Source organism: Streptomyces sp. NPDC012835 (assembly GCF_042900885.1).
GTDB lineage: Bacteria > Actinomycetota > Actinomycetes > Streptomycetales > Streptomycetaceae > Streptomyces.
Window position 1 is genome coordinate 1,491,908 of the sequence record NZ_JBIBBW010000001.1, and the last position, 13,581, is coordinate 1,505,488.

Genomic DNA, 13,581 nt, shown 5'->3' on the forward strand with positions numbered 1-13,581 from the left:
TCCGGAAGGAGCCATCGTGCCGAGCGTGACGACTGTTGGCCAGTGTCTACTGGACTACGCGATCCTCAGCGATCCATTTCCCCTCTATGCGAGGGCGAACGACGAAACCCCGCCCTCCACCCTCCATATCGTTGTCTCCAACGGCGGCGGTGACGCTGTCTACTGCCAGGAGATTCTCTTCTCGCTGCCCAACGGCGATCTGGCGCAGAGCCTGGTCGAAAACTCGGTGCACAGCATCAAGGGAGAGGCTGAGGACTGGACGGTCGAGGAGATTCAGAAGGGGGTGTTCATCGCGCTGCCCGCCGGCGACTACGCCCACTTCTCGGCTCAGCCGAGAAGCGGGAAGGAGAGGGTCGACCGTTCGGGCATCACCATTACCCTCAGAGGTCTGCGCATCAGCAAGATGGCCGGTACCGCGCATGTCGAGATCCGGGAGCGGGCGAGTACCGAACTGGGCACGTGGCCGGTCACCCCGGGCTATCTGCCTTGCCCGGTGAGCAAGTTCCCGCCGCCGACGATCCCGGCCTACACGGTCAACAACTTCTGTGCTGTGACCTCTGATGTCGCGGCCGGCGAGGAGGTGATCCTGAACTGGAGCGGCCCGAAGGGCCTTGGCTACGCGGTCACGGCCGGCTCCGGTGCGGTCGGGAAGCAGGAAGGGGACTTCCAGTGGAAGGGGAAGGTCTACCGGGACACCACCTTCAAGGTCCAGTACACGATCGCTGAGACCGACTACCACCTGACCACCACCGTCACCGTTAAGAACCCCCAGGTCACCGGCCTACAAGTGGTCGATGTGCCGGGTGGGGCGGCAACGGTCACCCTGGACACCGGGGTCAGCACGAGCGGCCAGGTCCACGGCGGGACCCTGCGCTCGGACGGCGCGGTCACCGGGAGCAGCCTCGACGTCGGCAGCGGCAGTGTGCGGGCCGGAGCCGTGACCGCGGAGAAGCTGCACGCTGGGGCGACCACCATCACCGCCAGCACGATCACGGTGGGAGAGGTCGACACCAACCTCGTCAAGGTCACCGAGAAGGGTGACGGCGGCGACGGCTCTATCACAGCGAAGAGCGCTCAGGTCGGCACTCTCACGATCAAGTCGCCTTGAGGAGGGCGTCCCGGGCGACAGAGTGACAACCACGACAGCGACGATCACGACAGCTGGGGCGCTGAGCGGTGACGGATCGTCGGTGTATCTCCGGCCGCCCTGACGTCAGCCCGTGTTCGTCAGGGCGGCTGAGAATGCCGCACACGGCTCATGATGTCCTCGCGCTGCTGCGCCCGTACCGTCCCGGGGCAGACGTGATCATGGGCCGACACACTGCTTGACCTCCCCCGCCTGTGACGCCCGGAAGTGGGCTGAGCGTCGCGTCGCGGGGTCGGAGAACCGCTCGAACAGCGACCCCTCACCCTCCTGCATATACAGGATCAGATCCTGCTCCCTCCGCCCGGTCCGGCTGACATTTGTGTCGATCGGCTTCTTGGCAACGCCCGGCATCCATCCGGGAGGAGGGGGCCGAGGGGACCGAGAAGGCCGACGCGGCATGGAGCTGCCGGGTGGCGTGGGCCTCCGGAGCGGCCGAGGCGGCCTGTCGTATGGACCGCCCCTCCCCCAGGAGGACGGCCGGCGACAGCGGAGCGAGGAGAAGCCCTCCCCCCGAGGATGAGCACGCCACGCCGTTTCGGTCGCCGATGCGTCCGCGTCACAGGTGCCTCCCCAGCGGTGCGCCGGAGCTGGATCTCGGTCGGGGAGACGGCCGTGAGCGGGGCAAGAGGGCAGCGAGACGCCCGGCTGGGGTTTCCCGGCCGGGCGTCTCGGGCGGCCGGCTGTCGGGTTCGGCGATGCCGGGCGTCGAGGGTCGGTGCGACGACCACAGGAACGCACGGGTGAGAGAAAGGCTCACCCATGCCGCCGGAGTGGACGGACGGGGACGGCGGACGTGACTACGCCTTGGAGATCTTCATCTTGCTCTCGTCGTCGGGGTTATGCATGAAGAACGCCCAACCCTTCCAGCCGGAAGGATGGGTGCCGTCTCCGAAGTGGGTGCCATTGAGATAGGCGTCCCGCTGCTCGTCGTAGATTTTCACGGTGTCTCCATCACTGATGAAATTCCCCCCACTGCTCTCCAGGCCACCGGAAGTGGTCACCCGGGCCCAGGAGCCGCCTTTCTGGAATTTGAGGGCTCCGTCGCCATCCTCCTGGATCGTCCATGAGCCAAGGGTGATCGAATCGGCCATTTTCATTGTCCTCTCAACGTCCTCTGAATCCTCGATATGAGTTCCGGTACGCATGGGATTCCTGGGTTGGCGGGGGAAACCCACCCGGCCCCCCGGTTTCCGGAACCCTTCGTAGCCTTCATTTCCGGTGTCCCCTTCCCTCAATCTTTCTGTTCTGGTGAATGAACGAAAGCGTTTTCGAGGGATGTTCTTCCTGATGGCGATGTGTCGCGGCGGCCGGACACCGCAGCGGTGCTGTCGATACGGATTCCGCCCGACTCGCCCTGCCGCCTTCCGTTCCGCGGCGGCGGCCCGCGGTCACTGAGCGGTTGCCGGCATCGTCCACTGCTCTGCGCTCAGCCTTCCCGCCTGCGGCCAGGTCTTTCTCGCCCCGTGCGGCCCGAGCGCCGCAGTAGCCAGCGGAATTGGAGCACCTCCATGCGGAAACGTGCCGTGACGCGCCCCCGCACCCCCGGGCCCGGGGGCCTCGACGGGGGCGGTGCCGGGCCGGCCCGTCCTTCGAACGGCTCGGCTGCACGGCGCCGGACACGACCACGCCCGGTGTGGACAGGCCGCAGGCACTCGGCCCCCTCGTATGGCGCATCACCCGCTATCCGGGGTACGTACGATCGTATGACTCCCACCGCCACCTACCGGCTCCAGCTCCAGCCGGACTTCCCGTTCTCGGCCGCCGCCCGCGCGGTGCCCTATCTCGCCGCGCTCGGGGTCTCCCATCTGCACCTGTCGCCCGTTCTCGAAGCCGTGCCCGGTTCCACACACGGCTACGACGTGGTCGACCACGGCGCCGTACGCGCCGAGCTGGGCGGCGAGGAGGGGCTGCGCGCCCTGGCGGTCCGGGCCCGCGAGTACGGCCTCGGGATCGTCCTGGACATCGTGCCCAACCACATGGCCGCCTCGCCCCGCCACAACAGGGCGCTGTGGGAGGTGTTGCGCGAGGGGCCCGGCTCCCCGTACGCCCGCTGGTTCGACATCGACTGGGCCGCGGGTGGCGGCAAGGTGCTGCTGCCGGTGCTGCCGGCCCCGGTCGGGGACGAACTGGGCGCGCTGCGGGTCGAGGACGGCGAGCTGCGCCACGGCGAGGAGCTGCGCTTCCCGCTCGCCCCCGGGACCGAACACCTTCCGCTGCCCGAGCTGCTCGACGCCCAGCACTACCGGCTCGCCTGGTGGCGGTTGGCCCGCACCGAGCTCAACTACCGCCGTTTCTTCACCATTTCCGAACTCATCGGGGTACGGGTGGAGGACCCGGAGGTCTTCGCCGCCACCCATGCCAAGATCCTCGAACTGGTGCGGGACGGAGTGGTCGAGGGGCTGCGCGTGGACCATCCGGACGGGCTCGCCGACCCCGAGGGCTATCTGCGCCGGCTGGGCGAGGCGACGGGCGGCTGCTGGACGGTCGTGGAGAAGATCCTCACCGACGACGAGGTGCTGCCCGCCGGCTGGCCGGTCGCCGGCACCACCGGGTACGACGCGCTGCGCCACATCGACGGGGTGTTCACCGATCCGGTGGGCGCCGCCGCGCTGGAGCGGCGCTACCGCGAGATCGCGGCGCCGGTCGGGGACCGGGGCGGCTACTGGGCGGGGACCGTGCGCAGGGCCGCGTACAAAGTGATCTTCCATGAGCTGGCGGCCGAGACCGCCGCCCTCGTGCGTACGGCGGAGCGAGTCTGCGCGGCGGACCCCGCGCTGCGCGACCACGCGCCCTGGGCGCTGCGCACGGCGATCAGGGAGCTGCTCGTACGGGTGCCCGTCTACCGCCCGTACGCGCGCGCGGGCGGGCCCTGCCCGGAGTCGGCCGAGGCGGCGGTCCCCGAGGAGGCGGTCCGGCAGGCGAAGGCGGTGTTCACGGTGGAGCGGGAGGCCGCCGCCGTGGACGTGGTGCGCGAGCTGGCGCTCGGCCGGCTCGGTACCGGCCCCGACCATGTGGCGTTCTGCGCGCGCTTCGCGCAGACGGCGTCCGCGCTGCGCGCCAAGTCGGTGGAGGACACGGCGTTCTACCGGTACGTGCCGCTGATCTCGGCCAACGAGGTGGGCGGGGACCCGGGGCACCCCTCGGTGTCGCCGGAGCGCTTCCACGCGTACTGCCTCCGGCTGGCGCGCGACTGGCCCGCCACCGGGACCGTACTGACCACGCACGACACCAAGCGCAGCGCGGACGTGCGGGCCGGGATCGCCGTCCTGTCGCAGTGCCCCGAGCGGTGGGACGAACTGCTCGGCCAGGTGGCCGAGGCGGCGGGGGCGGCCGGGGCGCCCGCCCCCGACCCGCAGGTGGCGTGGCAGGCGTGGCAGACGGCGGTGGGCTTCACTCCGGCCTCGGAGGGCCTCCCGCCCGATGGCGGGCGGATGGTGCCCGCGCTGCTGAAGTCCGTGCGGGAGGCCGGGCTGCACACCAGCTGGACGGAGCCGGACCCGCTGTACGAGCGCGCCGTGACGGAGTTCGTCGAGACGGGCCCGGCGGGACCGGCCCGGCGGACGGTCGCCGCTTTCACCCGGGCGCTCGCGCCGCACGTACGGGCGGGGGCGCTCGGCGCCGCGCTGGTACAGCTGACCATGCCGGGGGTGCCGGACCTCTACCAGGGCACGGAGCGCGAGTACATCGCACTCGTGGACCCGGACAACCGGCGGCCGTTCAGGACGGGCCCGCCGGACGACAGGACGGTGGTCACGACGGCGGCCCTGCGGCTGCGCAGGGAACAGCCCGGCGTCTTCGGCGAGTCGGGCACGTACACCCCGCTGCACGCGGTGGGCCCGGCGGCGGCGCACTGTCTGGCCTTCGCACGCACCGGCCGGGTGGTCACGGTCGCGACCCGGCTCCCGTACGGGCTGGAGCGGGCCGGTGGCTGGGGGGAGACGGAGCTGCCGCTGCCCGCCGGGCGGTGGCGGGAGGTGCTGACGGGGCGTGAGATGTCGGGCGCGGTACGGCTCGGAGAGCTGCTGGAGGCGTTTCCGGTGGCGCTGCTCACCGTGATCTGAGGGCGGCGGTTCGGCTCGGCGGGAGGCGCCGCCGGCCCCTCCTGCTCGGTCCACTGATCTCCGGCCCGCCACTCCGGCCGGCCCGCCGATCCACCGGGCGGCGGGCCGGCCCCCGGTTCCGGCCCGGCCCCCACCGGACGCCGGAAACGCCCGGCCCGCCGTCGTGACCCTCCACCCTGTGACGGCGGGCCGGGCCGTCGACCGTCCAGGACCCGCCGGAGAAGCGGAGGCTCACCGGGCGCTCAGTCCGTGGCGAGCCGGAAGTTCATCTGCCCGAAGCCGACCAGGTCGCCCTCCCGCACCACGGCCGTCGTCGTCACCCGGCGGCCGTTGACCGTCGTGCCGTTGGTGGAGCCGAGGTCGCGCAGGATCCACAGCCCGCCCTGCATGCTCAGCTCGGCGTGCAGCCGGGAGACCGTGTCATGGCTGAGCCGTAGTCCGTTCAGCGGATCGCGCCCTATGCGCAGCGGGTACGGGCCCGGCTGGGGCAGCAGCAGTTTCGGGAGCTTCTCGGCCTCCCAGGCCCGGCGCAGCCGCTGCGAGAACGCCGATACGCGCCCGACCGCGCCGAACACCCGCCGCGCCCAAGGCGCTTCGGACTCCAGGTCGGCGGTGAGCGGCCGCAGCTGCTCGACCCTGCGGGCGGCCAGCGCCAGATCCATCCGGCGCAGAAAGGTGTCGTGCGACAGCTTGCCCTGGGCCGCGCCCTCTCTGAGCACCGCGAGGACACGGTCCCGCTCGCCGTCGGAGAGCCGCGCGGGGGACGTGTGGGACTCGAAGGAGGACGTCACAGACGTGATTGTCCTGCCGAGGGACCGGAGGTGTCCAGACGGACCATCATTCCCGCCGCTCCGGCTCCCGCCCCGGTCGTCGGCCCGCCGGACCGCCGGGCGTCCGACCGGTCCGGCCACCCGATTCGCCGCGATCACCGGGCCCCGGGCCGTCACTCTTGTCACCATGGGGGGAGCGGGGACGACGGCAGGACCAGGCGACGACAAGGGGGAACCCCTCGTGCGGTTCGAGGTGTGGGCGCCGCAGGCGCGGGAACGGGTCGCGCTACGGCTCGGCGGAACGGCCCCGGCCCCCACGGGCCTGCCCATGCGGCCCGACCCCGAGCGCCCCGGCTGGTGGACGGCCGAGGTGCCGGACCCGGCCGACGGCACCCGGTACGACTTCTCGCTCGACGGCGGTCCCCCGCTGCCCGACCCGCGCTCCCGCCGCCAGCCGGAGGGCCCCGACGGGCCGAGCGCCGTCGTGGACCAGAACGCGTACGAATGGCGCCTCCCCTGGCCAGGGCGGGGACCGGCCGGCGCCGTCCTGTACGAGCTGCACATCGGCACCTTCACCCGTGAGGGCACCTTCGACGCCGCGGCGGAACACCTCGGTGAGCTGGCCGCGCTGGGGATCACCCATGTCGAGCTGATGCCGGTGTGCCCGTTCCCCGGAACGCACGGATGGGGGTACGAGGGGGTGTCGCTGTGGGCGGTCCACGAGCCGTACGGCGGCCCGGAAGGGCTCAAACGTTTCGTCGACGCGGCCCACGGGCTCGGCCTGGGTGTCGTGCTCGACGTGGTCCACAACCATCTCGGCCCCTCCGGCAACCATCTGCCGCGCTTCGGCCCGTACTTCACCGACACCCACCACACACCCTGGGGCGCCGCCGTCAATCTCGACGCGCCCGGCTCGGACGAGGTGCGCGCCTATCTGCTGGGCAGCGCCCTGGCGTGGCTGCGGGACTTCCGTCTGGACGGGCTGCGGCTGGATGCCGTGCACGCCCTGGTGGACGGGCGGGCGCTGACCTTCCTGGAGGAGCTGTCGGAGGCGGTCGACTCCCTGAGCGCCGATCTGGGGCGCCCGCTCTTCCTGGTCGCCGAGTCCGATCTCGGCGATCCCCGTACGACCACCCCCCGCGCGCAGGGCGGACTCGGGCTGCACGCGCAGTGGAACGACGACTTCCACCACGCCCTGCACGCCGCCCTGACCGGCGAATCCCGGGGCTACTACGCCGACTTCGCCCGCGAGCCGCTGGCCGCGCTCGCCAAGACCCTCACCCGGGTCTTCTTCCACGACGGTACGTATTCCACCTTCCGGGGCCGGACCCACGGCCGCCCGGTCGACCGGGCGAGCACCCCCGCGCACCGCTTCCTCGGCTACGCCCAGACGCACGACCAGATCGGCAACCGCGCGCTCGGCGACCGGCTCTCGGCCACGCTCTCCCCCGGACTGCTCGCCTGCGCCGCCGCGCTCGTCCTGACCGGGCCCTGCACGCCGATGCTGTTCATGGGCGAGGAGTGGGGCGCCTCCACGCCCTGGCAGTTCTTCACCGACCACACCGATCCGGAGCTGGCCGCGGCCGTACGCGACGGCAGACGGCGGGAGTTCGCGTCGCACGGCTGGGCGGCGGAGGACATCCCCGACCCGCAGGACCCCCTCACCCGGGAGCGCTCCTGCCTGGACCGCTCCGAGCGCACCCGGGAACCGCACGCGCGTCTGCTGGCCTGGTACCGGGAGCTGATCGCGCTGCGCCACACGCAGCCGGATCTCTCCGACCCGGACCTGGCGGCGGTACGGGTGGCCTACGACGAGGTGGCGCGCTGGCTGACCTTCCGCAGGGGCGATCTGCGGGTCGCCGTGAACCTCTCGGCGCGGGCGGTGGAGATCCCGGTGGGCGGCGCCGGCCGGGTGCTGGCCGCCTGGGACCGGCCGGGGACGGGCCTGGACGGGGCGGAGGGGGTGCTGCGGCTTCCGGCCGAGTCGTGCGTGGTGCTCGCCGACGGGTGAACGGCGTCCGCCACAGCGGTCATTCGACGATCGCCAGCGCGCGGGGGGTGCGGTTGAGGCGCCGGCCACCGGTGCGCGTGACGGTGACGATGTCCTCGATCCGTACGCCGAAGCGGCCCGGAAGATAGATGCCGGGCTCGACCGAGAAGCACATGCCGGGGACCATCGGCAGCCTCTCGCCCTCGATCATGTACGGGGGCTCGTGGGTGGTGACCCCGATGCCGTGGCCGGTGCGGTGGATGAAGTACTCGCCGTATCCGGCGGCCTCGATGACCGCGCGGGCCGCGCGGTCGACGTCCTGGCAGGCAGCGCCCGGACGGACGGCCTCGCAACCGGCCCGCTGAGCCTCGCGCACGATCTCGTGGACCCGCCGCTCCTCGGCGGTGGGCTCGCCGACATGGACGGTACGGGTGGTGTCGGAGCCGTAGCCGTGCTTGAGCCCGCCGAAGTCGAGGACGACCATGTCGCCGTCGCGGATGACGCGCGGGCCGGCCTCGTGGTGCGGGTCGGCGCCGTTGGGGCCGGAGCCGACGACCGTGAAGTCCACCTGGGAGTGGCCGTGGCCGAGGAGGAGCGCGGCCAGGTCGGCCGCCACGTCCGTCTCCGCCCGCCCGGCGAACCGGACCTGGAGAATGTCCTCGTACGCGGCGTCGGCCGCCGCGCCCGCCGCCTCGATCCTGGCCAGCTCACGGGCGTCCTTGACGGCACGCAGCATGGGCAGGCCCTCGGTCAGCGCGACGTACGAGGTGCCGGGCAGGGCACGCTGGAGCGCGAGCAGATGCAGCGCCCACGCGTTGTCGCTGACACCGAAGCGCCCGGCCCGGTCCAGCAGCGGCGCGGTGACCCCGTACGGGTCCTCACCGTCCGTCCAGCCGCGCAGGGTGAGGGCGGGCGCCCCGGCAGCGGCGGCGGCGTCCGCCGCCTCCAGCGCGGGCACCACCAGGACCGGGTCCCGGCCGGGCACGACGACCAGGACGGTGAGCCGCTCGGTGTCGGCGGTCGGCCGGTAGCCGGTGAGGTACGTCAGGTCGGGGCCCGGCGCGACGAGCAGCCCCGCCAGTCCCGCTTCGGCGGCGTCCCTCGCGGCGCGGGTGATCCGGGCGCGGTAGTCGTCCGGGGTGAAGGGCGGCGGCGCGGTGGGGGTGGCCATACGGGCTCCTCGGTGACGGCCGTCCCGCGCTCCCGGGACAGCGGGTGACGTGTGCGGTTCGCGGTGTGCGGCCGACGCGCACCCACGAAGAGCCTCAGCCCGAGCCGTCGCGCGGGTCGCGCGGGGCCAGCCGCTCCAGCAACGCGTGGAAGTCCTCCCCGACGACGATCCGCAGCCCGTCGCCGTCCCGCGCGCTGAGCTGGGTGAGGGTACCGCCGCGCCACCAGTAGACGTACGGGCTGATCGCGCCCGGAGTGTCCTCGTACCCCGAGGCGGCGAAGGCGGCGAGCGCGTTCAGGGCGGGGACGACGGTGGTGTCCCGGATGACGTGGAAGGCCAGCTGGTGCCGGAAAGGCATCGCGACGAGCGCGCCCTCCGGCGCAATCCGCTGCCCTGTCACGTCCTGTACGACCGATTCCAGGGCCAGCACCCGGCTCGCCGTGTAGAAGGAGTCGCCGAGGATCACCTCGAAGCGCGCCCCGTCGGCGTCCTTGACGGTCTCGCGGCCCTCCACCGGCAGCTCGCGGAGGTTCTCCAGCGCGCGCTGCCGCAGCCGCCGCATCTCGCCGAGCGGCTCCAGGGCCTCGTCGGTGAGCATCATGACGCTCTCGGGAAGATCGAGGGCGAGCACCTCGTACAGCCCGGGGGCGACCGAGCGCGCGTATCCGAAGGACTGCGGGTCGAGGCTGTCCTCGCTGATCACCCGGGGGTAGAGCTGGGCGCGGATGCGCTCGGGCGGCAGGGTGTCCAGCGCGGAGGGGCCGTCCATCGCGCGCAGCACCATGCCCGCGTGCCGACGGGCGAGATCGCCCCAGACCCGGGGTCCGCGCTCGTCGTTGTGGCAGACCGCCGCGAGGTTGCCGAGCCCGAACTGGCGCCCGGAGCTGTCGGCCACCATGTCCGCGTAGAGCGTCACCTCCAGCCCGTGCTCCGCGAACGCCTCGCGGACCTGGCTGCGGAAGAGGGCGGCCTCCTGGACGGAGAAGAAGGAGAACGCGGGGTCGCGGGGCGTCTCGCGCCCGTCGCGCTTCGGCCCCCGCCGGAACAGCCTCACACCATCGCCTCCGCCCGTGTCCGTCCTGTGCGTCCGCCGCGCGGGGCGGCGCGGTCCCGTTCCCGGTCCCGCGCCGGTCCCCGCCCGCGCTCAGCCCTCGTCCGGCGCCAGCCGCAGCGAGATGCTGTTGATGCAGTACCGCTGGTCGGTCGGGGTCGGGTAGCCCTCGCCCTCGAAGACGTGCCCGAGGTGCGAGCCGCAGCGGGCGCAGCGCACCTCGATCCGTCGCATGCCGTGGGACGTGTCCTCGATCAGCTCGACCGCATCGGTGTCCTTCGGGTCGTAGAAGGAGGGCCAGCCGCAGTGGGACTCGAACTTCGTGTCGGAGCGGAAGAGGTCCGCGCCGCACGCGCGGCAGGAGTAGACCCCGGTCGTCTTCGTGTCCGTGTACTCACCGACGAAGGCGGGCTCGGTGCCGGCCTTGCGGAGCACCTGGTACTCCGCGGGCGACAGCTCGGCGCGCCACTGCTCGTCCGGCTTCTCGATGTCGTACGGCATTTCGTTCTCCTCAGTCGGCCGGTCGGTCGGTCAGCCGGGCGAGCACGCGCGGACCGAGGTCCGTCACGTCTCCGGCGCCCATGGTGAGAACGAGATCACCGGGCCGTGCCATTCCCGCCACGGCGTCCGGGACCTCGTCCTTGTCGTGGACGGCCGTGACCTCGGCGCCCGCCGCCCGCGCCGCGTCGGTGATCAGCGCGCTGGTGACTCCGGGGATCGGGTCCTCGCGGGCCGGGTAGATGTCGAGGACGACCGACCGGTCGGCGAGGGCGAGGGACCGGCCCATCTCCGTGGCCAGCTCCTGGGTACGGGAGAACAGGTGCGGCTGGAAGACCACGAGCAGCCGGGAGCCGGGGGCCGCGGCGGCGCGCATCGCCTCCAGGTCGGCGGTCATCTCGGTGGGGTGGTGCGCGTACGAGTCGATGACCTGGACGCCCGCCACTTCGCCCTTGAGCTGGAGGCGGCGCTTGACGCCCGTGTATCTGCCGAGCGCCGAGGCCAGATTGTGCGCCGGAATGCCCAGGGCCACGCCGGCGGCGAGCGCGGCGACCGCGTTGTGGGCGTAGTGGCGGCCGGGGACCGAGACCGTGAAGGTGAGGAAGCGGCCGTCGAGGACGACGGTGACCTCGCTGGTCAGGCCGCGGGCCGTGACCTTGTGGACGCGTACGTCCGCGCCCGCGGACTCGCCGTAGGTGACGACCTTGAGCGCGGACCGGGAGCGGACCCGCTCGGTCAGCTCGACGGCGCCCGGCTGGTCGGCCGCGATCACCAGGGTGCCGCCGGGGACGACCTTGCCGACGAATGTCTCGAAGGACTCGTAGATCTCGTCCATGGACGCGTAGTTCGCGTGGTGGTCCAGCTCGACGTTGAGGACGATCGCGACCTCGGGGTCGTACTTCTGGAAGCTGCGGTCGCTCTCGTCCGCCTCCGCGACGAAGATCTCCCCGTCGCCGTGGCGCGCGTTCGTGCCGGGGCCCGCCAGGTCGCCGCCGATCGCGTACGAGGGGTCGAGGTTCAGCTCGGTGAGCGCGACGGCCAGCATGGAGGTGGTCGTGGTCTTGCCGTGGGTGCCCGCGACGGCGATCGACCGGGCGCCCGTCATCAGCGACGCCAGCGCGTCGGAGCGGTGCACCACGGGGACGGACAGCTCGGCGGCCCGTGCCAGCTCGGGGTTGTCGGCGCGAATGGCGCTGGAGACGACCACGCACGACGCGTCGTCCGCGAGATGTTCCGCGGCGTGACCGATGTGCACGGTGGCCCCCAGCGCCCGCAGCGCCTCGACGGTCGCCGACTCCTTGCTGTCACTGCCCGCGACCTTGGCTCCGCGCTGGGCGAGGATCTTGGCGATTCCCGACATTCCGGCGCCGCCGATACCGATGAAGTGCGGCCGTTCCATGGCGACGGGGATACCGGTACCGGATGCCATACGTGTCTCTCCCAGGGTGCGTTCGGGCTGCGGCGGGCGTGGTGGGCGTCGCCGTCGCCCCAGCCTATTCGCTGTGCGCGAAGAGTTTGAGCACCGGTACGCCGACCTTGTGCCGGGCCCGGGAGGCCCAGTCGCGGTGGAAGAACTCCTCCACGTAGTGCGGCTCGGTGAGCACGATCACCTCATCGGCCCCGGTGTCGTCCACGACCTCCTTGAGCCGGTCGAGCGGGTGGTCCTCGACGACCAGCCCGGTGGCCTCGGCGCCCCGGTCGCGCAGTCCGGCCAGCGAGTGGTTCAGGGCCAGTTCCGCGGGCTGTCTGGCCTGGCTGCCCTCCGGTTCCTCACCCTCCCGGGCGGCGTCCCGCAGCTCGCCGACCGCGACGTCGTCGATGGCGCGCAGCAGCAGATCGGCCTGGTCCCCCCGCGGCTGCATGAGCACGACGAAGGAGACCGTCTCGTCGCCGTGCAGGGTGGTGACGAATTCGACGTCCTCCGGCGACAGGGGCTTCTCGATCATCAAAACGCTTGTGAACACGGCACGCGCCCTTCCGCTTCAGGGGCCTTCCGGCCCCTGCTGAAACCATCCTTCCCCGTGCCCGCACGGGGTCTGTGGTGTTAAGTCTGCCCACAGGAAGCTAACCGGAACGATGAATTCCGCTGATTGCCGAACGGCAGGACGGTCAGACGCGGCGGTACCGGGTGAAGAGGAACCCGTCCTGCTCCAGCAGCGAGGCCAGCGCGAACCACTCGGGTACGGCGGGGGCCGGGCCGCCCGTGATGCGCTGCGCCGAGCCGGCGGTGAGGGTCGGGGACACCGTCAGGCACATCTCGTCCAGCACCCCCGCCGCCACGAACTGACCCAGCAGCCGGGGCCCGCCCTCGGTGAGCAGCCGGGTCAGACCTCGGTCGGACAGGGCCCGCACGGCGCGTACGGGGTCGACCCCGGGACCGTCCCCGGCGATCACCACCTCCGCGCCCGCCCGCCGGGCCGCGCCGAGCCGCTCGGGGGGAGCCGCAGCGCCGGTCAGGACGAGGGTGGGGACGAGCGGCTCGGTGAACAGCGGAGCGGTGAAGTCCAGGTCCAGGCTCGCGCTGACCACGGCGATCACCGGCGCGGGGTCCTGGCCGGCCGCCGCCCGCCGCCCGGCGAAGGCGTCCCGGGCGCGGGCCGGTCTGTACCCCTCAAGACGAACCGTTTCCGCGCCCACCACCACGGCATCGGCCAGCCCGCGCAGGGTGCCGAAGATCCGCATGTCGGCGGCGGAGGACAGGAACTGCGAGCGGCCCTCGTGCTGGGCCGCGCCGTCCAGGGTGCCGACCATGTTGGCCCGCAGCCACACGCCGTTCCCGCCGTCGGTGACCGGGTAGGCGTAGGCGTCCGCCAGTTCGTCGAGCGTCCAGTCCCGATCGGCGGCGGAGGGTGTCTGATCGGTCACAGGGAACAGGCGTCGCATGTGAAGCAGT

Annotated in this window: 11 protein-coding genes; 3 read left to right on the forward strand and 8 right to left on the reverse strand. The window is 72.3% G+C overall.

The window, feature by feature from the left end; all coding sequences use genetic code 11:
• Positions 1-16 precede the first annotated feature (16 nt).
• Positions 17-1,108: a hypothetical protein gene (locus ACFY6S_RS06130; RefSeq protein ID WP_388823361.1), complete on the forward strand. Its 1,092-nt coding sequence runs from the start codon at positions 17-19 to the stop codon at positions 1,106-1,108.
• 836 nt (positions 1,109-1,944) lie between these two features.
• Here ACFY6S_RS06130 and ACFY6S_RS06135 read toward each other — a convergent pair.
• Complete coding sequence (locus tag ACFY6S_RS06135) at positions 1,945-2,238, reverse strand: hypothetical protein (protein WP_388823363.1); 294 nt, start codon at positions 2,236-2,238, stop codon at positions 1,945-1,947.
• A gap of 612 nt (positions 2,239-2,850) precedes the next feature.
• Here ACFY6S_RS06135 and treY point away from each other — a divergent pair.
• Entirely contained in the window at positions 2,851-5,208 is a 2,358-nt protein-coding gene (gene treY, locus ACFY6S_RS06140; protein WP_388823365.1) for a malto-oligosyltrehalose synthase, read from the forward strand.
• A 242-nt stretch (positions 5,209-5,450) separates the two neighbouring features.
• On the opposite strand, the gene ACFY6S_RS06145 is transcribed toward treY, so the two are convergent.
• Positions 5,451-5,999, reverse strand: a complete 549-nt coding sequence (locus ACFY6S_RS06145; RefSeq protein ID WP_388823367.1) for an FHA domain-containing protein — start codon at positions 5,997-5,999, stop codon at positions 5,451-5,453.
• A gap of 220 nt (positions 6,000-6,219) precedes the next feature.
• On the opposite strand from ACFY6S_RS06145, the gene treZ reads away from it, so the two are divergent.
• The gene (gene treZ / locus ACFY6S_RS06150) at positions 6,220-7,989 is read left to right on the forward strand and encodes a malto-oligosyltrehalose trehalohydrolase (protein ID WP_388823369.1); all 1,770 of its coding nucleotides are present in this window, start codon (positions 6,220-6,222) and stop codon (positions 7,987-7,989) included.
• A gap of 19 nt (positions 7,990-8,008) precedes the next feature.
• Here treZ and ACFY6S_RS06155 read toward each other — a convergent pair whose 3' ends face one another.
• The 6 genes from ACFY6S_RS06155 to ACFY6S_RS06180 all read right to left on the reverse strand — a co-directional run bounded on the left by ACFY6S_RS06155 (position 8,009) and on the right by ACFY6S_RS06180 (position 13,571).
• A complete protein-coding gene (locus ACFY6S_RS06155; protein ID WP_388823371.1) occupies positions 8,009-9,139 on the reverse strand; it encodes an aminopeptidase P family protein in 1,131 nt (376 codons plus the stop codon).
• Between the two features lie 94 nt (positions 9,140-9,233).
• Positions 9,234-10,193, reverse strand: coding sequence for a hypothetical protein (locus tag ACFY6S_RS06160; protein ID WP_388823373.1), 960 nt, complete (start codon positions 10,191-10,193; stop codon positions 9,234-9,236).
• 90 nt (positions 10,194-10,283) lie between these two features.
• Positions 10,284-10,691, reverse strand: coding sequence for a peptide-methionine (R)-S-oxide reductase MsrB (gene msrB / locus ACFY6S_RS06165; RefSeq protein ID WP_388823375.1), 408 nt, complete (start codon positions 10,689-10,691; stop codon positions 10,284-10,286).
• A gap of 10 nt (positions 10,692-10,701) precedes the next feature.
• On the reverse strand, positions 10,702-12,117 hold the full coding sequence (gene murC / locus ACFY6S_RS06170; RefSeq protein WP_388823377.1) for a UDP-N-acetylmuramate--L-alanine ligase: 1,416 nt from the start codon (positions 12,115-12,117) through the stop codon (positions 10,702-10,704).
• A 64-nt stretch (positions 12,118-12,181) separates the two neighbouring features.
• Positions 12,182-12,634, reverse strand: a complete 453-nt coding sequence (locus ACFY6S_RS06175; protein ID WP_388823379.1) for an indole-3-glycerol phosphate synthase — start codon at positions 12,632-12,634, stop codon at positions 12,182-12,184.
• Positions 12,635-12,797: 163 nt separating this feature from the next.
• Entirely contained in the window at positions 12,798-13,571 is a 774-nt protein-coding gene (locus ACFY6S_RS06180; RefSeq protein ID WP_388823381.1) for a pyrimidine reductase family protein, read from the reverse strand.
• Positions 13,572-13,581: the final 10 nt, after the last annotated feature.